Here is a 21,372-nt window from a genome sequence, read left to right as displayed (position 1 = left end):
AGGTTGCGACAATGAAATATACCCGTTCTGACTTTCCCGATGGCTTTCTGTTTGGTGCGGCCGCCCCAGCAGAACCAGCAACCGGGCTAGACATGTACCGTTTTACGATCCGTTGGCAGGACATCGTGCCCGACGGGCGCACCATCGATGCAAGCGCATTGGATCAGTACGAGCAGCAGATTGATCAACTTCTGGCGCACGGCCTTCGGCCATGCATCGTACTGGAACACGACGATATCCCCCCGGCGCTGGAGGATATCGGCGGGTGGCGCAATCGGGCAATGGCCGACTATTTCGCAGCGTTTTCCGAGGCGATCGTCGCCCGGATGGGTGACCGGATATTCAACATCTCTACCGCGGAACCTTCGATTGAAAGCGACCTCGACCCTCGCACCCAAGCCCGCAGCCTGCACCATCAGTTGCTTGCACAAGGCGCGGCGCGACAGGAAATGCGGAGCTATGGTATGGCTAATCTGGGTGCCGAGCTCGATCCGCTCATGCTTAATACGATAACCAACGGGCAATACCCGCAGACGCTGTTGGATCGTTGGGGCCCGCACCTTCCCGAAAATTGGCAGGATGATTTCACAATCATCGCCGAGCCGATCGATTGGTGCAGCGTAGACGTGAAAGAAGGCACCGATATAGTCACGCTGATGCGCAGCGCGCATGAGCAATCTCTGCCTTCTTTCGTGACTATAGCCGCCGATATGGGATCTGACTTGGCGCAGATGCTGAAGGCGGTACATGACACGCTTGAACCCGGCACGTTGGTACAGGGCCTATTCGTTCAGTCCGGAACTGACGTCGGGGCGCTGCAAACAATCCAAGCAAGTGACGCCCACCCGGCCCCATGGGTTCGACCCAAGGGAGGGCTGCACGCACATTGGAATCTGGTGGCCGATATCGGCGGAACCAACACAAGACTGGGTGTCGTGACCGAGGGGGAGTTGACCGATCTTCGCAAACACCCCACCGGCACCGTAAGTGATCTGCAAGACGCATTGCACAGCCTGTGCGACGAGGTCGGGACACAGCCGCGCGCGGTCGTCGCTGCCGGGGCGGGGCCGGTTCAGAACGGCACCATCCGCCTGACCAATGCCAATCTTGATCTGTCCGAGGACGCTCTGGCCCGAGCCACCGGCGCGCACCACACCTATGTCATCAACGATTTCACGGCTGCCGCATGGTCAGTCGCCGAGATTAGCGAGAATGATATTGAAGTGTTGCAGGGCACAACCGCTCCTCCGCTGGGGACACGGCTGGTTGTCGGGCCGGGGACCGGGCTGGGCGTGGGGGCTTTGCTCTATTCCGAAGGTCATTTTCACACCGTTTCCGGCGAGGGCGGCCATGTGGGGCTGTCGCCGCGCCATTTTGATGAGGTCGAGGTATTCAGCGCTGCGCGCCGGATCGTGCCCGAATGCTTTTTTAACGATACGCTCACCATCGAGGCCGAGATGTTCCTGAGCGGAACCGGGCTGCCGGTCCTCTATCAGGCGATCGGGATGGCCGAGGGTCAGCCCGACGGCGTGGTACGTTCGGCAAAAGACATTCTGCAGGATGCGCAGGACGGATCGGATGCCTGCGCCGTTAAGGCGGCGCGAATGTTTACCGAGCATCTTGGCGCCATCATGGGCGACCTTGCTGTTGCTCTTATCCCTGCCGGAGGTGTGTTTCTGGTTGGAGGGGTGGCCGAAAAGAACCGCTGGCTGTTTGGTCAGGATTTTCTGCGCGCCTTCAACGCGGGTGGGCGGTTCGATGAATTGCGGCAATCGATGAACCTGTATGTGTCGGAACAGGATGAGTTTGGCATTGTTGGCGCTAACAATTTCTGTAAGAATGCCTTGGCACGGTAATTTGGCCGTGCATTTTCAAGCAGGCCGAGGGATAGCAGAATGATCCTGTGCTGTGGAGAAGCTCTGATCGATATGATCGCCGAACCAACGGTTTCTGGCGGCAAAGGGTTTGTCCCACATTCCGGTGGTGCAATCTTCAACACCGCGATTGCACTGGGTCGTCTGGGCATACAAACGGGGCTGCTGTCAGGGCTATCTACGGACATGTTCGGAGAACAGTTGATCGCCGCCTTGCAGATCAGCCATGTCGCGACCTCGCATGTTATCCGCTCGGACCGTCCTACGACACTTGCATTCGTGCAATTGCGGGATGGGCACGCCACATACAGTTTTGTCGATGAGAATACGGCGGGCCGGATGCTGCGGCCCGAAGACATGCCGGATCAACTACCGGGCGTTTCCGCACTGTATTTCGGAGGGATCAGCCTGGCTTGCGAACCCTGTGCCGATGCCTACGCGGCCACACTTGATCGTCATGGCGCGGATCGTGCCGTAATGCTGGACCCCAATATTCGACCCAGCTTTATCAAGGATCAGACGCGATACCGGACCCGCTTGAACCGTATGATCGCAAAGACCGACATCATTAAAGTTTCCGATGAAGACCTTGATTGGATTATACCGGGCCCCGAAAGCCATGCCGAGAAAATTCCACTGCTGCTTCGTGCAGGACCAGCGATCGCAATCGTGACCAAAGGGGGGGATGGCGCGACAGGCTATCTTTCTGATGGAACGGACGTTTCCGTGCCCGTCCAGAAGGTTAAGGTCGTGGATACTGTTGGTGCTGGCGATACGTTCAACGCAGGTGTGCTGGCCGCGTTGAGCCAAACCAGTCACCTCAACAAACCCGCCTTGCGCACTTTGCCCACAAGCAGTCTTCGCGACGCGCTTGAATACGGTGCAAAGGTCGCTGCCGTCACCGTATCCCGAGCGGGGGCAAACCCGCCTTGGGCACAGGAGCTCTGAAGGTATACAGACCGATGCCGTGTTCAAGCTAGAAAAGCAGCCAGTTCCAACGCCGCGTTTTTTCCTGCAGCTAAAGCAAAGGCCCCCGAGATTGCTCGGGGGCCGCTTTGTTACCACAGTATCGGGAACGACCGATCAGCTGCGGCCTTTCCATGGCACCAGCCAGTTCTCGGCCTTGCGCATCAGGATATCGATTCCATATCCGATCACCCCGATCAGGACGATCCCCATGATGACAATGTCGGTCAGCTGGAATTTGGATGCGGCAATGATCATCATACCGGCACCCTTTTGTGCGGCAACCAGTTCAGCCGCAACAACAGTTCCCCAACAGACACCCATGGCCACACGTGCACCGGTGAAAATCTCGGGCAGCGAGTTGGGCACGATCACATGGCGCATGATCTGCCATTTAGACGCCCCCAGAGAATACGCTGCGTGGATTTTCGAGATGTTCACACCGGACACACCAGCCCGCGCGGCGATGGTCATGATCCAAAGGGCCGCAAGGAACAGCAGAACGATCTTGCCGGTCTCCCAGATGCCGAACCAGATGATCACCAGTGGGATCAGCGCAAGTGGCGGCACCGGTCGCATGAACTCGACAATCGGATCGAACCAGCCTCGGAACCAACCGGATAGGCCCATTGCATAACCCAGCGGAATCCCCACAAGCGCACCTGCGATAAACCCAGCAATCACGCGCAACAGCGACCAGCCCAGATGCTCCCAAAGCGAGAAGTTCTGGTAGCCTTCATTCGCAATCTCAAAGAACCGGGCCACAACGGTTTCAGGGGCTGGAAGCCAAATGGGGTTCATCTGCAAACCCTGTTTGGGGGTGAAACTGATCGCCCCTTTCCCGGTCAGCGTTACGGTACCATCGCCTGTATCAACCTTTTGGCCTTCACCTATAGGTGTGCCGTTGATCGCGACGATCTTTGCACCCTCATTGCGTTTAGCATCATCGTTCTTGTCGAACAGGATCGTCGATGAGCGGCCCGCAGCAGCGGCAACCGCATCGTCTTTGGCAAATCCGCTGCCGGGCTCGACTTCGAATTTCTCTGCTTCCTCACCGAAGGCTGGAACACGAACAAAAATCGTGGCTTCATCCGTGCTGCCATCCGCGTTTTCGAGCGTATAGGTGAATTGCGTATCACCTACAAATGGGCCCGGCACATGGATCGGAAACAACTTCGAGCCGGTGAAAGCCGCCCAGATTACAAAGATCACGAGAACTGAGATTATCGATGCAGCCCTATCCGCTCGTACGGCACTTTCGTCGCCGAAAGTCACAGTTTTCAAGCTTGTGAAATCCTGACGCGATTGCAAACCGCGGCGTAACGCGTAGACGATGAAAAACGCGCCACCGAACAGGCCGATATAGAAGAGAAGTACAATCATGATGCCTGCTCCGTCCGACCCATAATTTCTTCTTCCATCTCCCAGATCATCGAGAGGATCTCATCGCGCTTTTCCGCAAAACCTTCGGATTTCTTCACATCACGCAGATCGGCATTCACACCGCGTTCAGCAAAAGGCAGATTGTATTCGCGGTGAATGCGCCCCGGTCTGGGGGCCATGACAATCAGACGCTCACCCAGCAACAAGGCCTCTTCGACCGAGTGGGTGATCAGGATGATCGTCTTGCCTGTTTCTTTCCAAAGCTTCAGGACAAGGCCCTGCATTTTCTCACGGGTCAGCGCATCCAAAGCTCCTAGCGGTTCGTCCATCAGGATGACGTCCGGCTCGTTTGCCAAGCACCGCGCCAACGCAACACGCTGCTGCATCCCACCCGACAGTTCATAAACCGCCTTGTCCTTGAAATCCTGCAGCCCCACGACCTCAAGCAGATGGTCGGAAATCTGGTCACGCTCGGCTTTGGGCATGCCTTTCATGCGCGGGCCAAACTCGACATTTTCCCGCACGTTCATCCATTCGAACAACGCGCCCTTCTGAAACACCATCCCGCGTTCAGCATCAGGGCCTTTGACCAGATGGCCGTTCAGTTCAATCTTGCCAGATGTCGGCGCCAGAAATCCTGCAACGATGTTCAGCAACGTCGTTTTACCACAGCCCGACGGGCCAAGGACAGACATCAGCTCACCCTCTTTAAGGCTGAGTGAAACATCTTGTAGGGCCTGTACTGAGGAGCCGTTGGGTAAGTCAAAGCGCATGGACAATTCTACGATGTCCAGTTCAGGCATCCTGCCTCCTTCCTGCTTTCATAGCTGTCGACCGGCCCGAAACCGGGGCCGGTCGCATGAAATGTCCTGCGTGATTAGTTATTCGCAGCTGTCAGCGGGCCTGCATTAACGGCACCATCATACGAATCCAGAGCGGATTCGATGCTGCCTGCCGACACGAACACGTTTGCAACACCCTGCATGAAGTCTTGCGCGCCACCGCCCAGCCACTTCTCGGACAGCTGGTCTTCAACTGACGGGAAGGTGAAAGTCGCGATTGTGGCTTCAGCGTCTGCAGGATCCATACCAGCATCCTTTGCAATCACCGGCAGCATTTCATCTTTGCTGTCGCCTGCGTTCCACTTGGCGTTGGCATCTGCGGTAACCTTAAGGAACTTCGACAGAAGCTCGGGCTCTTCTTCGATGAAGCTTGCCGGAGCGCTAGTGACGTCGAACACCAGGATACCGATCTCTTCTTTTTCAGCACCGGTCAGCAGGATGTTGCCATGCTCGGTCATGCGACGAAGCGCGCCACCCCAGCCGCAAACCATATCGAGGTTGCCCTGCGCAAATGCCGCGGCGCCATCGGCCGGAGCCATGTCAACAATTTCCATTGAACCGATGTCGACACCAAAGTGAGACATTTGCGACAGGAAACCGTAATGCGCAGCTGTGCCGATCGGAACACCGACCTTCTTGCCGTTCAATTCACCCGCATTGCCCTTGTCGATTTCAAGCGCTTCGGCAACAACGCAGTTGTCGTTGTCTGAATAGCTGACCGCCACATCGACGATCTGGATGTCCTGACCGGCCGAAGTGGTTACCACAAACGGTGGTACCCCTTGGCTGACCGCGATCTGTACATCACCCGAGGCCATCGCAGCTGACATGGCGGTACCGGTGTCGAAAGACACCCAGTTGATCTTGACGCCCAGTTCTTCTTCGTAGGTTCCGTTTGCTTTCGCATACTGGAACGGCATCGGCCATTCGAGGAAATATGCAACCGTCAGTTCATCAAGCGCGGCGGCTTGTGAAGCGGTGACGGCCGCAATCCCGGCATATGCTGTTGTGAGCAGATATTTCTTGATCATTTTGACTATTTTCTCCCTGCTGGTTCCACTTGTCGGCTCTTGAAACGTCCGAACTCTGGAACAGTAGAAAAACCATAGTCCTTACGCGTTGAATTAGTAAATCAAAATACTGGTTGCGTAAAAAGCGAAACTTTGTTTCGCTTTTGACTGATAGTTCGCTGGTTTGGGAGCCCCCGATGACAAAGAAAGCACTCAGTCTCAGGTGGCTGGAGGTCTTCCAACTTATTTCCAAGTTGGGTTCAATCCAAAAGGTGTCAGCTGAAACCGGTTTGTCAATCAGTACGGTCTCCAATCACTTGCGCAGTCTTGAAAAGGCGCTGGATGTGGATTTGGTGGACCACAGCCGCAGACCCATGGGTCTGACACCCGCAGGCACGGTGTTCTCACGACATGTGCATGACGGCCTGATCGCCTTGAAACGGGGCGAGGCCGAGCTTCGCTCGGGCAGTTGGCAACATGCAACAGATTTGCGTCTGGGCCTGATTGACGATTTTGACAGCCGGGTCGCGCCAGAACTCTTCCGTCATCTCTCTGCAAGCCTGCCGCGGTGCAATTTTCGCCACTTTACCCGCCCCAGCCATGAGATTCTTGACAAACTGCAGTCTCAAAAGCTGGATGCAGGCGTTGCGACCCGACCTCCTGAGCACTTTGAGGGGTTAATCGAATTCCCGCTACTTCGAGATCCGTTTATCGTCATTCTTCCGCCTGCATATGACGGACCGGTCGAGGAACTGACCAAATCAGACAGTCCGCTTCCGCTTTTACGATATTCGCGTGATCACACCATAGGCAGACTCATCGAAATTCAGCTAACCCGCAGCAAGATTAACCTACCCAACCGGTTCGAACTTGAATGTAATCAGTCAATTATCGGACTTGTCGCCGGGGGCAGTGGTTGGACGATCACGACTGCCGCCAGCTACTATCGCGCACGGCGATTCCACAAAGATACACGCGCATTACCTTTCCCGGGCAAAAGCTTTGCGCGTACCGTATCGTTGTTCACGACCAATATCTATCCGTCGACAACCACACGACTGATCCACAACACACTGCAAAACCTGATCCGTCGTCATGTGACCGAGCCTATGAATTCGCGGTTTCCGTGGTTGAATGACGACTTTCGAACCATTCCCGCACCCCCCGAATGAGCAACCAGGTAATCTGAGCGCAATATCGAAGTTATTTTCCGGCTTTTTCGAAACCGGGTACAGTGCGCTTGACCGACGCGCCCCATCCGCTGTGATTAGGCCTGACCTTGCGGCTTGACTACAGGCGGCATTCTAAACCCAGAAACCTACCCAGCGGCCCGTGTTGGCAAGACCTACCGGTCTTGAACCATGTGCCGGGCTCAGATTAGGACAGCTTGATGCATCTTTCCCGTTTTCCCCGTGTTTTTCTTGCCCATCTGCCAACACCGCTTGAACGGATGGATCGTATGTCCGAGGCTCTGGGAATCGATCTTTGGATCAAGCGAGACGACTGCACCGGCATGTCGACGGGTGGCAACAAGACCCGCAAACTAGAGTTTCTGTTCGGCGAAGCGCTCGAACAAGGCGCAGACATGGTGATGACACAAGGGGCAACGCAATCGAACCATGCGCGTCAAACCGCTGCATTCGCTGCCCGGCTGGGTTTGAAATGTCATATCCTACTGGAAGACCGCACCAGCTATAACAACGCCAACTACAACAACAATGGCAATGTCCTGCTGGATCATCTGCATGGCGCAACCACCGAGAAGTTTCCCGGCGGCCACGACATGCCCGCCGAGATGGAGCGTTCGGCCGCGAAGAAGCGTGAAGAAGGTCACAACGTCTATGTCATTCCGGGCGGAGGTTCGAACCCGACCGGAGCGCTTGGCTATGTAAACTGCGCGCTAGAGCTTGTGAGCCAGGCCAATAACGCCGGTCTCAAAATCGATCGCGTGGTGCATGCGACGGGCTCCTCGGGCACGCAAGCCGGGCTGGTCACCGGGCTTTGCGCCATGAATACGGGCATTCCGGTTCTTGGCATTGGCACCCGCGCACCGCAGCCCAAGCAAGAGCAGATGGTCTATGATCTAGCCTGCAACACGGCTGAGAAATTGGGTTGCCCAGACGTGGTGCAGCGCGAGGATGTGATGGCCAATACCGACTATGTAGGCGACGGCTACGGCTTGCCGACCGAAAGCGGCATTGAGGCGATCCGCATGTTTGCCGAACTGGAAGGCATTCTGCTCGACCCGGTCTATTCCGCCAAAGGGGCCGCCGGTCTGATCGATCTGGCGCGCAAAGGCTCGTTCAAGGATGAGCGTGTGGTGTTCTTGCATACCGGAGGCTCGGTTGGCCTGTTCGGTTATGATTTCGCTTTCGATCACACCGACCGCTGGGTCAATCTGTAAATCACGGTGATAAGTTCCAGCAAGCAGGTCTTCGCATGAAACCCCGCGTCACCGGCATATTGGGCGGAATGGGCCCCGAGGCGACAATTCTGTTGCAGCAGCGCGTGTTATCCACGGTACAGGCGGCGGATGATGCCGATCACCTGCCACTACTGATTGACATGAACCCACAGGTGCCTTCCCGCATCGCGCACCTGATCGAGGGCAACGGGTCTGATCCCGGGCCGGTTCTGGCCGATATGGCGAGAGGATTGGAGCAATCAGGGGCAACCGCGCTTGCGATGCCTTGTAACACCGCACACCACTATGCGGCGCAGATAGAGGACGCCGTCTCGATCCCCTTTCTGAACATGGTAGACCTGTCCGTGGATCAAGCGTCGCGGCTCCTGCCTTCTGGCAGCCAGGTCGGAATTCTTGCCTCACCAGCGCTGCGAAAGGTCGGAATTTTTGACGCCCCCCTGAACCGCGCTGGATTTACCGCAATCTGGCCCGAGGATGAAGATAGGATGCTCGGCACGATCCGCCACATCAAATCTGAAGGGCCAACCGGCGCTGCACTCAGCACACTTTCCGACGCTGCTAACGCCCTTTCGGGCCGGGGTGCCGCGCTTTTGTTTGTGGCCTGCTCCGAATTCTCTCTGCTCACCCGCGACTTGCCCAAAAGCGTTCCGATCATCGACACCGTCGATATTCTGGCGGGCGCTATCCACTCCCACTCTCTGACGCGTTGAGGTTTCCCATGGCCGTCTCTTATCTGAAAACCGCCCTGCCCCGCCCCGACGCAGAAAATTCGGATATCCGCGATATCGTCGCAATCATGCTCTCCAATATCGAGCGCGAGGGCGAAGAGGCCGTTCGGCGCTATGCCGGAACGCTCGATGGCTGGACGGGAGAGTTCGTGTTGACTGATGAAGCGCGCAAAGCCGCATGTGACCGCGTGCCTGAACAGGTCAAAGACGACATCCGCTTTGCCCATGCCAATATCCGTCGATTTGCCGAAGCGCAGATGACCACGGTGAGCGAATGCGAGATCGAGGTGATGCCCGGCCTGATCGCAGGTCAGAAACAGATCCCGATCGCTAGTGCGGGATGTTACGTTCCTGGTGGTCGGTATAGCCATATCGCAAGTGCGTTGATGACGATTACCACGGCAAAGGTGGCTGGGGTGTCCCACATCACGGCGGTCTCGCCACCGCGTCCCGGTGCGGGCATCCCCGATGCAATAGTTTATGCGATGGACCTTAGCGGTGCAGATCTGATCCTGAATTTGGGCGGAGTTCAGGGGATTGCTGCGATGGCCCATGGCTTTTTTGGTGCGCTTCCTGCCGACATTCTTGTCGGTCCCGGAAATTCCTATGTCGCCGAGGCGAAACGGATGCTGTTTGGTAAGGTTGGCATCGACATGTTTGCAGGTCCAACCGATACCTTGGTAATTGCCGATCACACAGCATCGATCGAGACCGTCGCCTGGGATCTGGTGAGCCAAGCCGAGCACGGCGTCGATAGCCCTGTCTGGCTTGTCAGCACCGATAAAGCTCTGGCCCAGGGTGTTATCGCGCGCGCCGATGCCCTGATCGAAAGTCTTCCCGAGCCGAACGCTAGTGCAGCGCGCACGGCATGGCGCGACCGGGCCGAGATCATTCTTTGCGACAGCCGCGACGAGGCTGCCAGGGTCGCCAATAACTACGCGCCCGAACATCTGCAGGTGATCGCCGAGGACCTGGATTGGTGGCTGGACCAACTGACCACCTATGGATCGCTGTTTCTGGGTGCCGAAACAACAGTGCCCTTCGGCGACAAGACGTCCGGGCCAAATCATGTTTTGCCGACAAGCGGAGCGGCCCGATATACCGGCGGTCTGTCAGTGCATAAATTCACCAAAACGGTGACATGGCAGCGCTGCTCAGCGCAAGCCTCGCACGAGCTTGCTGAACGCACTGCTAGGATCAGTCGGATGGAAGGCATGGAAGGCCACGCACGCGCGGCAGAGATGCGATTGTCTAAAGTGTGCTAAATCTGGCCCAAGGATGCTGTTGATTGGTCGGATTCACCGCATCACGAACGGATCGGGGATCGGATCGTCGCTTGTGCGCAACCAGACCGATTTGACCCGTGTGTAATCAAGCGCCGCCTGTAGGCCCCCTTCGCGCCCGTGGCCCGACAGTCCATGACCTCCGAATGGAGCAATCGGGCTGACAGCGCGATATGTGTTAACCCAGACAATGCCAGCCCGAATTCTGCGGATCATTCGATGTGCGCGGGTCAAGTCTTTGGTAAAGACACCCGACGCCAGCCCAAACGCGGTGTTGTTGGCTATTTGTATCGCCTCCGCTTCGGTCCCGAAACTGACGACCGAGAGGATCGGACCAAAGGCTTCGCGCGTCAGACAGGGCGCATCAGGCGCGTCCGTACAATCAATGATTGTCGGTGGAAAATAGTGCCCCTCACGGTCCAAAGGTTGCCCACCCGCTATCACGGTAGCCCCTGCCGAGACGGATTCAGCAACCAAATTTGCAGCTGTCACAAGCTGAGCTTGAGTGCATAGCGGGCCAACTTCGGTCTTTAGGTCATCGGGCGCCCCGATCACGATCTCACCCGCTTTTTCGATGAGCCGGGCCAGAAACTCATCTTTGATCTTGTCAGAGATTACCAATCGCGATCCGGCCACGCAGCTTTGCCCGGTAGCAGCAAAGATCCCCGAAACCTGCGCGTTCACAGCACTTTCGATATCGGCATCTTCGAATACGATGAACGGGGATTTTCCGCCCAGTTCCAACGAAGTCGAAGCGAGGTTTTCAGCCGAGTTGCGCACGATATGGCGCGCGGTTTCCGGGCCGCCTGTAAAGGCAACATGATCGACATCCGGGTGACTGGTCAGAACGGCGCCGCATTCCGGCCCGAAGCCGGTGATGACGTTCAGAACTCCGGGCGGGAAGCCTGCCTGATCGAAAATACGCGCGAATTCCAGCATCGGGGCCGGACCATCTTCGGATGCTTTCAGAACGACTGTGCAACCGGCGGCAAGCGCCGGGCCAATCTTGACCGCAGACAGGAACAGTTGCGAATTCCACGGCACTATGGCGGCCACCACACCAACTGGTTCGCGGCGCAGCCAAACCTCCATGTCGGGCTTGTCGATCGGCAGGTGCGCCCCTTCGATTTTGTCCGCCAATCCGGCATAGTAACGGTAGTAGTCCGCGACATAGGCGATCTGAGCAGAGGTTTCGCGAATGATCTTGCCGGTATCGCGCGTTTCAAGCTCGGCTAAGGTCTGAGCATTTTCGGCGACCAGATCGGCCAGCCGGTACAACAGTTTACCACGAGCCGTTGCTGTTATGGTCGCCCATTCGGGGGCATTCAGCGCTGAACACGCAGCCTCAACTGCGGCGTTCACATCATGTGTTCGGGCCTCAGGCATTTTCGCCCAAACGGTGCCCGTCGCGGGATCAAGGCTGTCGAAATGCGCGGTCCCATCCGAAAACGTGCCGCCGATATAGTGCTGAAACTGCCGCATTTTCTCTCCTTAGGCGAAGGCGGGCATGACGTCCGCGATGAACCGCTCAAGCGACGCTTTCTTGCGCTCAAAGCTCATCCCACTGTCGATCCAGAAAGAATACTCATCATATCCAAGATCGCTATAGCCCTTGAGGCGTTCGATTGCTTTGTCGGGCGTGGCGATCACATTGTCCCGGATCATCGCCTCGGGCGAATAGAAGGGATGGTTAGCGATGTCGTCATCGCTCAGCGTCTGGATCAGACCCTGCGACACAGGGCGTTCGTTTTTGAACCACGCGCCGAAATAGCAATAAAAGCGATTGATCTCTTCCGCCGCGCGACGGGCATCCGCCTCGTCCGAGGCAATGTAGGTGTGGTTCAACAGCATGATTTCGGGGCGCGGGACGTCATGGAATTTGGCACAAGCGGCATTGAACGTATCCATCAGCCGGGTGATCTCTTCGTCGCCCTGCCACAAAGGGGTGACCTGCACGTGACAACCGTTCGATACCGCAAACTCATGACTGTTGGGATCGCGCGCGGCAACCCAGATCGGTGGACCGTTTTGCTGCAGAGGCTTGGGTGAAGATGTGGTTGCCGGGAAAGAATGAAACTCTCCGTCCAGCGCATGATCGCCCTCCCAAAGACCCCGCACTGCCGGAACAAGCTCGCGCATACGCTGGCCTGCCTCCCAGGCGTCCAGCCCCGGCACCATCCGCTCGTATTCATAGCTGTAGGCGCCACGCGCAATGCCCAGATCCAAACGGCCATTCGTGATCATGTCCGTCATTGCGGCCTCTCCGGCCAGCCGGATCGGATGCCAGAACGGAGCGATAACGGTTCCGGTTCCCAGACGCACATTGTTGGTCTGGCGTGCCAGATCGACGATATTCAGGAACGGGTTCGGCGAGATGGTGAAATCCATCCCGTGATGTTCGCCGGTCCAGACCGCATGCATACCACCCGCATCAGCGATCTTGGCCAGTTCTATGAAGTTTTCATACAGCTCCTGCTGGTCCTGATCGGGAGAGGTGCGTTCCATATGAACGAAAAGCGAAAACCGCATGTCAGTGACCTCCTCGTGTAATCGGGCGAACCTCGCCGCTGTTCTTGTTTCCGTAGTAAATGCCAAAATCTCCCAGCCGGGATTCCTCGGACAATCGTTCCAGCATGGTTCGGGTCGCCGTGTCGGTTACAGTGCCAAAGGATACGACATCCAGTGGGACGAAATTACCTTTCTTCGGCTCACCATCTGCGGCCTGACACAGAAACGCGATATGTTGACGCTTTTTCTCTGCATCCTCGTAAACCGAATAAACAAAGCCCGGCTCTGCGGTCAGCCCGGTGGCCTCAATCAATTGTTCCAATGCAGCTGAAACACCTTCTGACCCAACCACTGCCTCGGGCGGTGCAAGCGCGCCGTCACCGGCATCGATCAACAGAACCTCACCTGCGCGTTCGATCAAGGCTGAGACGATCAGGCCGGTGTCCTGCATCAAGGCACCAGCAGCTGTTGATGGTGTTACATAGGCCCCCCTGACATATCCGAGACCGGGTGCCGGAGTATTGTCGAAGGCTTTGACCTCGCCGATCAGGATCACATGATCCCCCGCTTCGACGGTTTTGTGCATAGAGCAGTCAAACCAAGCCGACGACCCATCGATCAACGGCGATCCCGCAGGTCCACGCCGCCACTCGACGCTGGCAAACCGGTCTTCGACGGGCCGGGCAAAGGTATTGGATACCTCGATCTGTGTCTCTGACAGGATATTGACGGCAAACCCGTCAGCGGCAATCAATGCGTCATAGTTCTTTGAACTGTTGGCGAGACAAACCAGCACAAGCGGCGGGTCTAGTGAGACGGATGTGAACGAGTTCGCGGTAAACCCGATCGGGTTACCTTGGGTATCATGCGACGTAACCACGGTGACGCCCGTCATGAACGCTCCAAATGCATTTCGCAGCGTGCGGGGATCAAGCGAGGTCATTGCGCAATCCTTTCTTCGGCGGGCTGGCCGAGCCATTCAACCAGATGCGCTGTTACTTCATCGGGTGCTGTCAAGTTCACCATATGTCGGTGGCCTTGGATCACAACGGCCCGACCGTTTTGAACTGCTGCGGCCATAGCTTGTGACATAGCCGGGGTTGAGTTCGAGTCTCCGTCACCGGTGAGCGCCAGAAACGGGCACGAAATCAGATTCATCTTGCTGGCGTAAGTGGCATCGCCCCGCGCAAAAGCGGAATAGGCGATGGCGTAGCCTCGTTGATCCACAGACCCAAGCCACGACGCCACCTGCGCACGGGCAGCCAGATCACCCGGACTGTCACCAAACCAGCGCGACAACGGCGTTTCCAGATCAACTCGACCCGCGCTGATTTCAGCGGCCCGTTGGATGACTGCGGCGCGGGCTGAGGCATCGCGACAGAAGACGCCGTTCAACATAGCAACACGGCTAGTGATGTCGGGGTGCTCTGCCGCAAAGCCGGCGGCAATCAGTGCCCCCATTGAATGCCCGATGATTGCGACCGGAGCCAGATTCAATGCGTCGACAACATCATGCATCCAGCCAACAAAATCCGGCAATTGGCTTCCAGATGGCAGACGGTCACTGCCTCCATGCCCCGGCAGATCAACCGCAATTATACGGCAATGCTGGCTCAGCGTGTCAAACTGAGGGCCCCAGGCCGCAGATTGCATGCCTACGCCATGGATCATAAAGACCGGTTGCCCTTCGCCCGCCTCTCTGAACGCGACTGATCGGCCCGAGTTAGACAGCTGCAGGGTTGTCAACGTCATGACCAAGTTCCTCGATGTCCTGATAGCGATCCCCGATCCGGTGGTGCGGCCGCCCTCCAATCGATGCACCCAGTGCAATCAGAATCTCATCTGCCGCAGGTGCATCTGCGACCGAAGTCTGGATCGTAAGGTAGTGAGAGCGACGACCGCCATCATGTTTGTCCATCAAGGGGATCAGCAGCGGCGCATTGGCCGGGCCGCGCGTATTGCAGAAGGAAAGGTAGGATTTCGCTCCAACTGCTTTGCGATAATGATTGCCAAAATGCAGCGTGTGGATCAGGGCCGACGCATGCTCAACCTCTCCGTTCAAGCCCACAATCGCGGATTTTCCATAGGCTTCGACCCGGTCGCCGCCACCTGAAGCATCCAAAATCATTTTGGTCAGCAACTCCCCCAATCCGGGGGCGCAATCGCGGATCGCGGGGCCAAGATCTTCGACAAAACCCTGACCAGCCCAAGGGTTCCGAATGACAGCTATTGCGGCAATTAGCTTCAGCGGAGTGTCCGCCAACTTACCACCCTCGATCAGAGTGTCTTCGACATGCAGAAGCGTTTTTCGAATTTCGGCGGACATGGTGATTCCTTTGGCAAGCCTTTGGTCGAGAATATGGTATACCATAATACGATATGTCAATCATACTTGTTCCGGATCCGTACCACAGATATGAAAGCGTCGATGATGAACACCGACTCCACCCTACAAAAGATCGAAAAAGCACCGCAAACCTTGCGGGATATCGTGCAAGCGCGCCTGCGCGAAGCGATCATCGCCGGGCATTTTGCCCCCGGTGAGCGACTTGTTGAACGCCCGCTTTGCGATCAGCTTGGTGTCAGCCGCACCGTCATCCGCGAGACGATCCGGTTTCTGGAAGCCGAAGGTTTGGTTGAGATTATCCCCAACCGCGGGCCAATCGTCTCGACCCTCAGCTGGGACCAAGCGCGGCAAATCTATGACATCCGCTTACAGCTAGAAGGCTCAGCCGCCGCCGCCTGTGCACAAGCGCATGAGACAGGTTTCGCAAACGATCTGGGCAAGGCATTGAAAGCAGTGGGCGCGGCGCAGAATGACACCGAATGGTCAAATCTGCTACAGGCCACAACTCGCTTCTATGAACTGATTTTTCTACAGGCTGGGCACAGCATCGCCTGGGATGTCGTGCAACGTCTGAACGGCCGGATCAGCCGCCTGCGGGCCTTGACCCTCGCAGCGCGGAATCGAGAGCGTTCTGGGATGAGCCACATGACTGCCATCCATGATGCCATCCTCAGTGGTGATCCTGCCAAAGCCCGAAAAGCAGTCGAAAGCCATATCGCGGATGCTGCACAGACCGCGCGCGGCTTTTTGGAAAGCTCTGAAACCTGATTGCTCGGCAATTGAGCCAGAATTCCAAGATTCTGATATCAAAGCTTTCAAAATCTGCGTATTTTCGTCAGGACCGCCCTGATCTCACGAAAGAACCGGAATGCCGCGTCAGTCTGCTCCCAAAGACCTCAGTCTCAAATGGCTGGAACTGTTTCAGATATGTGCGCAAAAGGGCTCGCTACAGGCGGCCGCCAAGGAAACAGGGCTGACGATCAGCACCGTTTCCCATCACCTGCGCAATCTCGAAGACCATCTGGGCGTTGAGCTGTTCAACCACACCCGCAGACCCATGGTTCTGACCCCAAAGGGCCGGGTCTTCCTGCGCAATATCGACGATGCGCTGCACCTGATCCGAAAGGCCAAGGCCGAAGCGTCTGCAGGAAGCATCACCGAGGCCAGCTATCTGCGTTTCGGCACGATCGAAGACTTCGACAGCGACATCATTCCAGAGCTGGCGGTCTATCTATTCGCGAATATGCCCGCCTGTGATTTCATGTACCACACGGATTCCAGCCACGCGATTATCGACATGCTGCGCGACAGGCAGTTGGATCTGGGGATTTCCACTACTCCTAGCGAACGTATGCGCGATCTGCAGGATCGCCCCCTTCTGCGCGATCCATTTGTGATCGTTTTGCCTGCGGTGAGTGACAAGTCTTTGCAAGACATTGTTGAGGGTCGAACTAAATTGCCGTTTCTACGATATTCCAGCAATCTGATCATCGCGCGCCAGATCGAGTCCCAATTACGCCGGATGGGGATTTCGTCCTCTCACAGGTTTGAATGCAGCAACAATCAGACGCTGATGTCGATGGTGTCCTCCGGTGCGGGTTGGACCATCACGACGCCGCTGCTGTATTCTCGGGCAAAGCGGTTCCAATCAAAGCTGTGCATGCACCCATTTCCGGGCAAGAGCTTTGCACGCACACTGGCGCTGGTCGCGACGCCGGATTGTTCAAGATCAGTGATTGAGCTTGTGGATGCCAAAACCCGATCATTGATCAATGACCGCATCATTTCCCCACTGCGCGATGATATCCCGTGGCTGACGGATAGTTTCAAACTTATCGAATAGCACTGGATCAGCTTTCAAAGAATGTTGAAGCGATCTCGGATTTGCCGATCCTGTTCGTCTGACAGGTATCTTGGCGTATGGGTCTGCAAAATTTCTTGAGCCCGATGTCGCGCGCGGCTCCAGGCATCCTGCGCTCCGTTTTCTGCCCAAGTCCGGGGCTCATCCCTGTCTGCGAGTGAGGGATAAAAGTAATCCCGTTCCATGGCCGCAAAAGTATGCTGACCACCCAGAAAATGGCCCTCGCCCAGAACTGCTTCGCAGATTGCGTCAAAGCCCAGATTCTCGTGTGTCACCTCTATCCCCCTCAAAGCGCGGTAGGTGTACGAGTGCATCTCATCATCCAACACGAACGCCTCAAAACTTGCACCCAGCAACGAGGCCGTCATGCCTGAGCTTTCATAGATCAGATTACCACCTGCCAGCGCCGCCGCCATTGAGGTCAGTCCCTTTTCCATCCCGTATTGAGCGTCGATCGCCTTGGCATCAGACATCGAACAGGCCACGCCTGAAGGCAGCCCAAGCCAATTTGATAATTGTGCTGATGCTGCATTCAGGACAGCCGTCTCTCCGCTGCCACCTGAGAACGCGCCGGTCCGAAGGTCAATCACCAGTGGCCAATTCGAAAAGACCATAGGAAACCCGGGCTGGATCGCGTGGACCATTACCAGACTCGCAAGGGTTTCTGCCAATGACTGCGCCAGAAAACCAGCCAAGGTCGCCGGTGCAGTCGCGCCGGCCTGAGCAGCGGTGATGCAAGAAATCGGAATATTGTGTTCGATGCAAGCGTAGACCACATCCACTGCGTCTTCGCCGTAGCGCATCGGCGAGATCACCGGGCTTATATGTGCTTTCATGAACGGGCGTTTTGCGAATTCACCGGGTCCCCCGGCTGCGATATCCAATATCTCAACAATTGGCGCAACGTGCTGCGCCAATGTAAAAGACGTCGCGGTGGGCTTGGAGGTATTCTTCAACAGCGCATAGACGGTGTTCACATCCAGATCGAAGGTTTCCTCCAGATCGGTTGCAACGCAACAGCGGGTGAACCAGCTGACATTTGGCAAGACATCTTGAAGACGCGTGAAATCATGTAAGTCCTGCAAGGTTGAAGGCCGATAGCGACCACTGCGCAGATCAAGCGTCTGAACCGCCGCCCCTCCGGTTCCGAAATAGACGCGATTACCGCCAACTTCGATGGATCGGGCTGGATCACGCCCGTGCAGAACGAAGGTCTTGGCGGCCTGATCAATCGCCTGTTCCACAAGTTGAGGCGAAAAAAGTATCCTCCCCTCCCCGCTATCTTGCGCCCCAACCGCCAATAAATCAGAACGCAAACGATCCGGCACCTCGCCGATCCCCAGCTTCTCAAGAAGATCCAGAGCCGTGTTGTAAATCCGCTCAAGCTCAACCCCAGTCAAGGGTTTGTAAGCGCCTCCCGGTTGACCTGGCGGACAGGGGTCGAGCGCAGGCTTTTCAGCCCGCTGTGCGATACGTCCTTTTCGACCGGACCTTTTCGCCTGCGGCGCAGCCATTTGTGATCCTCCAACCGCATCAGGTTGATCAATTCAACTAAACGTCTAAAGCCAATTTCAACCGCATTCGAATTACTACGAGTTAATGAGCTTTTATTTTCGATTTTTTACGTAACAATATCCAGCCGCTTGTGAACCAACTGACAGAACAGGCTAATCCCCAAAAACTACGTACCGGAGGGTCCTTGATGAAATCGCGCACTAAAGTGGTCGTCATTGGCGGCGGTATCGCCGGCTGCTCGACTCTGTATCACTTGACCCGTGAAGGTTGGTCCGATGTGGTGCTGGTCGAGCGCGATGAGTTGACCAGCGGCACAACTTGGCATTCGGCCGCGCAGGTGACCAATTTTGGCATGAACCAGACCATGGTTGGTCTGAAGACCCACTCGATCAACCTGTACAAGGAACTGGCCGAGGATCCGGACTATCCTATCAACTACCATCACGGTGACGGCGGCATCCGGCTTGCAAATACGCCTGAGCAGATGCAGGGGTACCATCATTTTGCGTCTATGGCGCGCGGAATGGATGTGCATTTCGAGGTCATAGATGCAGAGGAATGCGCCCGCCGGCACCCGTTGATTTCCACCGACAACCTTCTCGGTGGGCTATGGGATCCGCTAGATGGCGACATCGATCCGGCTCAACTGTGCCAAGCTCTGGCACGCCGTGCGCGCAAAGCCGGGGCCGAGGTATATCGCAATACTCCGGTCACAGGACTGACACAGCACAAGGACGATACCTGGACGGTTCACACGGAACACGGCAATATTGACTGCGATATCGTAGTTAACGCTTGTGGTTATCGGGTCAACGAAGTGGGCGCGATGATGGGCGTGCACCACCCTGTCGCTTCGATGGAGCATCAGTATTTTCTGACAGAAGAAATCGAAGCGATCCGCGACGCAGGCCATCGGATGCCCCTGCTGCGCTGTCCGATCAGCGACTATTATTGTCGGCAGGAGAAGAACGGCTTGCTGGTCGGCTTCTACGAGCAGGATTGCAAAACCTGGGGCATGGACGGGATCGATCCGAATTTTGTGAACGCGCTGTGCCCTGACGATCTGGACCGCGTGACGGATGTGCTGGAAGGTGCCTTCGCACGCATGCCTGCACTGATGGATGTCGGCATTCATACAGTGGTGAATGGTCCGATCACCTACACAATTGACGGCGCACCTTTGGTCGGGCCAATCCCCGGAAAGCGCAATGCTTTCTGCATCATCGGTCTGCGCGCGGGTTTGGGCGAAGGGGGTGGCCATGGCTGGCTGCTGGCCCAACAGATCGTTCATGGCGAAGCCTGCTATGACACCTGGTGCCTTGATCCGCGTCGGTTTACCGGCCACACAAATGTGGAGCTGACCGCGCTGAAAGCCATCGAAGATTACCAGAATGAATTCCGCTTTCATTTCCCGCACGAACACCGGCCTGCCGGTCGCCCCGCCAAAACCACACCACTGACCCCGATCCTCGCAGCAGAAGGGGCTGAATTTACAGTGGTCAACGGTTGGGAGCGGGTCGACTACATCAAGCCTGCGCCTGATTTTCACCCAACGCTGAGTTTCAGTTTTGATGAGGCCTTTGACGTCGTCGCGGCGGAAATCAGAAACCTTCAGAAAAATGTCGGACTGGCCGAAGTGAACGGCTTCAACCGGCTGGAAATCACCGGAACCGATCGGCATCGGTTTCTGGATCGGATGATGTGCGGCGCGGTGACAAAACGCGACGGGCGGGTCGGCCTTGGTTATCTGCTGAACCACCACGGGATGGTCAAAGCCGAGGCCACCATCGCCAACCTTCCCGCGAGTGATCGCGGCCCGGTACGGGTCTGGTACGGGTCCGCCGCCGCCAGCGAATACCATGATATGGACTGGCTAAAGGCGCATCTGCATGATGGCGAAGATGTGCAAATCCGCTCACTCACCAATGATCAGACAATATTAGTGCTGGCCGGACCCAAATCGCGCGACGTGCTGTCCGCTTGTGCTCGAGGAGACTGGTCGCGAGAAGCTTTTCCCTGGCTGTCAGTTCGCGAGTGCTTTGTCGGGTTCGCGCCAGCAACTGTATTGAATATCAGCTTCTCAGGGGAACTGGCCTACGAGATACATGTCCCGAACACCTCACTATACGCGGCCTATCTGGCGCTCAGAAAAGCTGGCGAGACACATGACTTGAAATTATTTGGTGCTCGCGCCGTCGAGTCCATGCGGATGGAGAAAGGGTTCTTGCACTGGAAAGCCGATCTGCTCACAGAGTTCGACCCGTTTGAGACCGGTTTGGATCGGTTCGTGAAACTGACCAAAGGCGATTTCATTGGCCGAAACGCGTTGCAGAGACGCCTTGAGAACGGGCCTCAAAAGAAACTGGTAAGCCTGAAAATCGATACAACCAAAGCACCTGCCTATGGTGGAGCCTCTCTGATGTTGGACGACATGGTTGTTGGTACGATCACGTCAGGTGACTGGGGCCACAGAACAGGGCTAAACCTTGCTTACGGCTTTGTGAATCCGGAATTTTCCGAACCCGGCAGCCGAATGCAACTTGACCTGTGCGGAGAAATGATCGCTGCCGAGGTGATTGCGCCGTCCCCGTATGACCCGGACCTCTCACGCGTGCGAGGCTAATCCCAAA

General features: G+C 56.5%; 18 protein-coding genes. 9 read left to right on the top strand and 9 right to left on the bottom strand.

The annotated features are described in order from the left end of the window. The first annotated feature begins 11 nt into the window (after nt 1–11). Entirely contained in the window at nt 12–1,856 is a 1,845-nt protein-coding gene (locus ACR0MJ_RS10375; protein WP_480760897.1) for a family 1 glycosylhydrolase, read from the top strand. 39 nt (nt 1,857–1,895) lie between these two features. Further along, nucleotides 1,896–2,822, top strand: a complete 927-nt coding sequence (locus tag ACR0MJ_RS10370; RefSeq protein ID WP_480760896.1) for a carbohydrate kinase family protein — start codon at nt 1,896–1,898, stop codon at nt 2,820–2,822. Between the two features lie 135 nt (nt 2,823–2,957). Here ACR0MJ_RS10370 and ACR0MJ_RS10365 read toward each other — a convergent pair whose 3' ends face one another. The 3 genes from ACR0MJ_RS10365 to ACR0MJ_RS10355 form a co-directional block, all read right to left on the bottom strand. Continuing rightward, complete coding sequence (locus ACR0MJ_RS10365; protein WP_170394412.1) at nt 2,958–4,223, bottom strand: ABC transporter permease; 1,266 nt, start codon at nt 4,221–4,223, stop codon at nt 2,958–2,960. Next, nucleotides 4,220–5,026 carry a taurine ABC transporter ATP-binding protein gene (locus ACR0MJ_RS10360; protein WP_170394409.1) on the bottom strand — a complete coding sequence of 269 codons (807 nt, stop codon included), beginning with the start codon at nt 5,024–5,026 and terminating at the stop codon, nt 4,220–4,222. Before ACR0MJ_RS10360 ends, ACR0MJ_RS10365 begins: the two co-directional genes overlap by 4 nt. A gap of 74 nt (nt 5,027–5,100) precedes the next feature. Next, on the bottom strand, nt 5,101–6,096 hold the full coding sequence (locus ACR0MJ_RS10355) for a taurine ABC transporter substrate-binding protein (RefSeq protein ID WP_170394406.1): 996 nt from the start codon (nt 6,094–6,096) through the stop codon (nt 5,101–5,103). Nucleotides 6,097–6,272: 176 nt separating this feature from the next. Here ACR0MJ_RS10355 and ACR0MJ_RS10350 point away from each other — a divergent pair, with 176 nt between their 5' ends. From ACR0MJ_RS10350 to hisD, 4 genes are all read left to right on the top strand, one after another. Further along, nucleotides 6,273–7,247 carry a LysR family transcriptional regulator gene (locus tag ACR0MJ_RS10350; protein WP_170394403.1) on the top strand — a complete coding sequence of 325 codons (975 nt, stop codon included), beginning with the start codon at nt 6,273–6,275 and terminating at the stop codon, nt 7,245–7,247. A gap of 218 nt (nt 7,248–7,465) precedes the next feature. Then, nucleotides 7,466–8,479 (top strand): D-cysteate sulfo-lyase, encoded by a 1,014-nt coding sequence (gene cuyA / locus ACR0MJ_RS10345; RefSeq protein WP_480751227.1) that lies wholly within the window; start codon nt 7,466–7,468, stop codon nt 8,477–8,479. Nucleotides 8,480–8,514: 35 nt separating this feature from the next. Continuing rightward, the gene (gene cuyB, locus ACR0MJ_RS10340; protein WP_480760895.1) at nt 8,515–9,210 is read left to right on the top strand and encodes a cysteate racemase; all 696 of its coding nucleotides are present in this window, start codon (nt 8,515–8,517) and stop codon (nt 9,208–9,210) included. An 8-nt stretch (nt 9,211–9,218) separates the two neighbouring features. Further along, nucleotides 9,219–10,493: a histidinol dehydrogenase gene (gene hisD, locus ACR0MJ_RS10335; RefSeq protein ID WP_480760894.1), complete on the top strand. Its 1,275-nt coding sequence runs from the start codon at nt 9,219–9,221 to the stop codon at nt 10,491–10,493. Between the two features lie 33 nt (nt 10,494–10,526). Here hisD and ACR0MJ_RS10330 read toward each other — a convergent pair whose 3' ends face one another. The 5 genes from ACR0MJ_RS10330 to ACR0MJ_RS10310 are packed head-to-tail and all read right to left on the bottom strand — an operon-like array spanning nt 10,527 to nt 15,345. Next, the gene (locus ACR0MJ_RS10330) at nt 10,527–11,993 is read right to left on the bottom strand and encodes an aldehyde dehydrogenase (RefSeq protein WP_480760893.1); all 1,467 of its coding nucleotides are present in this window, start codon (nt 11,991–11,993) and stop codon (nt 10,527–10,529) included. A 9-nt stretch (nt 11,994–12,002) separates the two neighbouring features. Continuing rightward, nucleotides 12,003–13,040: an LLM class flavin-dependent oxidoreductase gene (locus ACR0MJ_RS10325; RefSeq protein ID WP_170625539.1), complete on the bottom strand. Its 1,038-nt coding sequence runs from the start codon at nt 13,038–13,040 to the stop codon at nt 12,003–12,005. Between the two features lies 1 nt (nt 13,041). Next, on the bottom strand, nt 13,042–13,962 hold the full coding sequence (locus ACR0MJ_RS10320; RefSeq protein WP_170561568.1) for a flavin reductase: 921 nt from the start codon (nt 13,960–13,962) through the stop codon (nt 13,042–13,044). After that, nucleotides 13,959–14,771 (bottom strand): alpha/beta fold hydrolase, encoded by an 813-nt coding sequence (locus ACR0MJ_RS10315; protein ID WP_170611697.1) that lies wholly within the window; start codon nt 14,769–14,771, stop codon nt 13,959–13,961. Before ACR0MJ_RS10315 ends, ACR0MJ_RS10320 begins: the two co-directional genes overlap by 4 nt. Then, entirely contained in the window at nt 14,743–15,345 is a 603-nt protein-coding gene (locus ACR0MJ_RS10310) for an amino acid synthesis family protein (protein WP_170394379.1), read from the bottom strand. The genes ACR0MJ_RS10315 and ACR0MJ_RS10310 overlap by 29 nt, the downstream gene beginning before the upstream one ends. Before the next feature lie 102 nt (nt 15,346–15,447). On the opposite strand from ACR0MJ_RS10310, the gene ACR0MJ_RS10305 reads away from it, so the two are divergent. Both ACR0MJ_RS10305 and ACR0MJ_RS10300 read left to right on the top strand, forming a co-directional pair. After that, nucleotides 15,448–16,134 (top strand): GntR family transcriptional regulator, encoded by a 687-nt coding sequence (locus ACR0MJ_RS10305; RefSeq protein WP_170394376.1) that lies wholly within the window; start codon nt 15,448–15,450, stop codon nt 16,132–16,134. A 100-nt stretch (nt 16,135–16,234) separates the two neighbouring features. Next, a complete protein-coding gene (locus ACR0MJ_RS10300) occupies nt 16,235–17,209 on the top strand; it encodes a LysR family transcriptional regulator (protein WP_480760892.1) in 975 nt (324 codons plus the stop codon). Between the two features lie 14 nt (nt 17,210–17,223). Here the strand turns inward: ACR0MJ_RS10300 and ACR0MJ_RS10295 are convergent, their stop codons facing one another. Beyond that, nucleotides 17,224–18,741, bottom strand: coding sequence for a trimethylamine methyltransferase family protein (locus ACR0MJ_RS10295; protein ID WP_170646954.1), 1,518 nt, complete (start codon nt 18,739–18,741; stop codon nt 17,224–17,226). 188 nt (nt 18,742–18,929) lie between these two features. Here ACR0MJ_RS10295 and ACR0MJ_RS10290 point away from each other — a divergent pair, with 188 nt between their 5' ends. Further along, nucleotides 18,930–21,365: a GcvT family protein gene (locus tag ACR0MJ_RS10290; RefSeq protein ID WP_480760891.1), complete on the top strand. Its 2,436-nt coding sequence runs from the start codon at nt 18,930–18,932 to the stop codon at nt 21,363–21,365. The last annotated feature ends 7 nt before the right edge of the window (nt 21,366–21,372 follow it).

The organism is Ruegeria sp. C6, assembly GCF_056537625.1.
The sequence above is the reverse complement of the archived record's forward strand: the minus strand, read 5'-3'. Positions and strand labels throughout refer to the sequence as shown.

Excerpts from the sequence above, each read along its gene's own strand:
- ACR0MJ_RS10375 (WP_480760897.1), top strand. The coding sequence starts at position 12 with ATGAAATATACCCGTTCTGACTTTCCCGATGGCTTTCTGTTTGGTGCG.
- ACR0MJ_RS10370 (WP_480760896.1), top strand. The coding sequence starts at position 1,896 with ATGATCCTGTGCTGTGGAGAAGCTCTGATCGATATGATCGCCGAACCA.
- ACR0MJ_RS10365 (WP_170394412.1), bottom strand. The coding sequence starts at position 4,223 with ATGATTGTACTTCTCTTCTATATCGGCCTGTTCGGTGGCGCGTTTTTC.
- ACR0MJ_RS10360 (WP_170394409.1), bottom strand. The coding sequence starts at position 5,026 with ATGCCTGAACTGGACATCGTAGAATTGTCCATGCGCTTTGACTTACCC.
- ACR0MJ_RS10355 (WP_170394406.1), bottom strand. The coding sequence starts at position 6,096 with ATGATCAAGAAATATCTGCTCACAACAGCATATGCCGGGATTGCGGCC.
- ACR0MJ_RS10350 (WP_170394403.1), top strand. The coding sequence starts at position 6,273 with ATGACAAAGAAAGCACTCAGTCTCAGGTGGCTGGAGGTCTTCCAACTT.
- cuyA (WP_480751227.1), top strand. The coding sequence starts at position 7,466 with ATGCATCTTTCCCGTTTTCCCCGTGTTTTTCTTGCCCATCTGCCAACA.
- cuyB (WP_480760895.1), top strand. The coding sequence starts at position 8,515 with ATGAAACCCCGCGTCACCGGCATATTGGGCGGAATGGGCCCCGAGGCG.
- hisD (WP_480760894.1), top strand. The coding sequence starts at position 9,219 with ATGGCCGTCTCTTATCTGAAAACCGCCCTGCCCCGCCCCGACGCAGAA.
- ACR0MJ_RS10330 (WP_480760893.1), bottom strand. The coding sequence starts at position 11,993 with ATGCGGCAGTTTCAGCACTATATCGGCGGCACGTTTTCGGATGGGACC.
- ACR0MJ_RS10325 (WP_170625539.1), bottom strand. The coding sequence starts at position 13,040 with ATGCGGTTTTCGCTTTTCGTTCATATGGAACGCACCTCTCCCGATCAG.
- ACR0MJ_RS10320 (WP_170561568.1), bottom strand. The coding sequence starts at position 13,962 with ATGACCTCGCTTGATCCCCGCACGCTGCGAAATGCATTTGGAGCGTTC.
- ACR0MJ_RS10315 (WP_170611697.1), bottom strand. The coding sequence starts at position 14,771 with ATGACGTTGACAACCCTGCAGCTGTCTAACTCGGGCCGATCAGTCGCG.
- ACR0MJ_RS10310 (WP_170394379.1), bottom strand. The coding sequence starts at position 15,345 with ATGTCCGCCGAAATTCGAAAAACGCTTCTGCATGTCGAAGACACTCTG.
- ACR0MJ_RS10305 (WP_170394376.1), top strand. The coding sequence starts at position 15,448 with ATGATGAACACCGACTCCACCCTACAAAAGATCGAAAAAGCACCGCAA.
- ACR0MJ_RS10300 (WP_480760892.1), top strand. The coding sequence starts at position 16,235 with ATGCCGCGTCAGTCTGCTCCCAAAGACCTCAGTCTCAAATGGCTGGAA.
- ACR0MJ_RS10295 (WP_170646954.1), bottom strand. The coding sequence starts at position 18,741 with ATGGCTGCGCCGCAGGCGAAAAGGTCCGGTCGAAAAGGACGTATCGCA.
- ACR0MJ_RS10290 (WP_480760891.1), top strand. The coding sequence starts at position 18,930 with ATGAAATCGCGCACTAAAGTGGTCGTCATTGGCGGCGGTATCGCCGGC.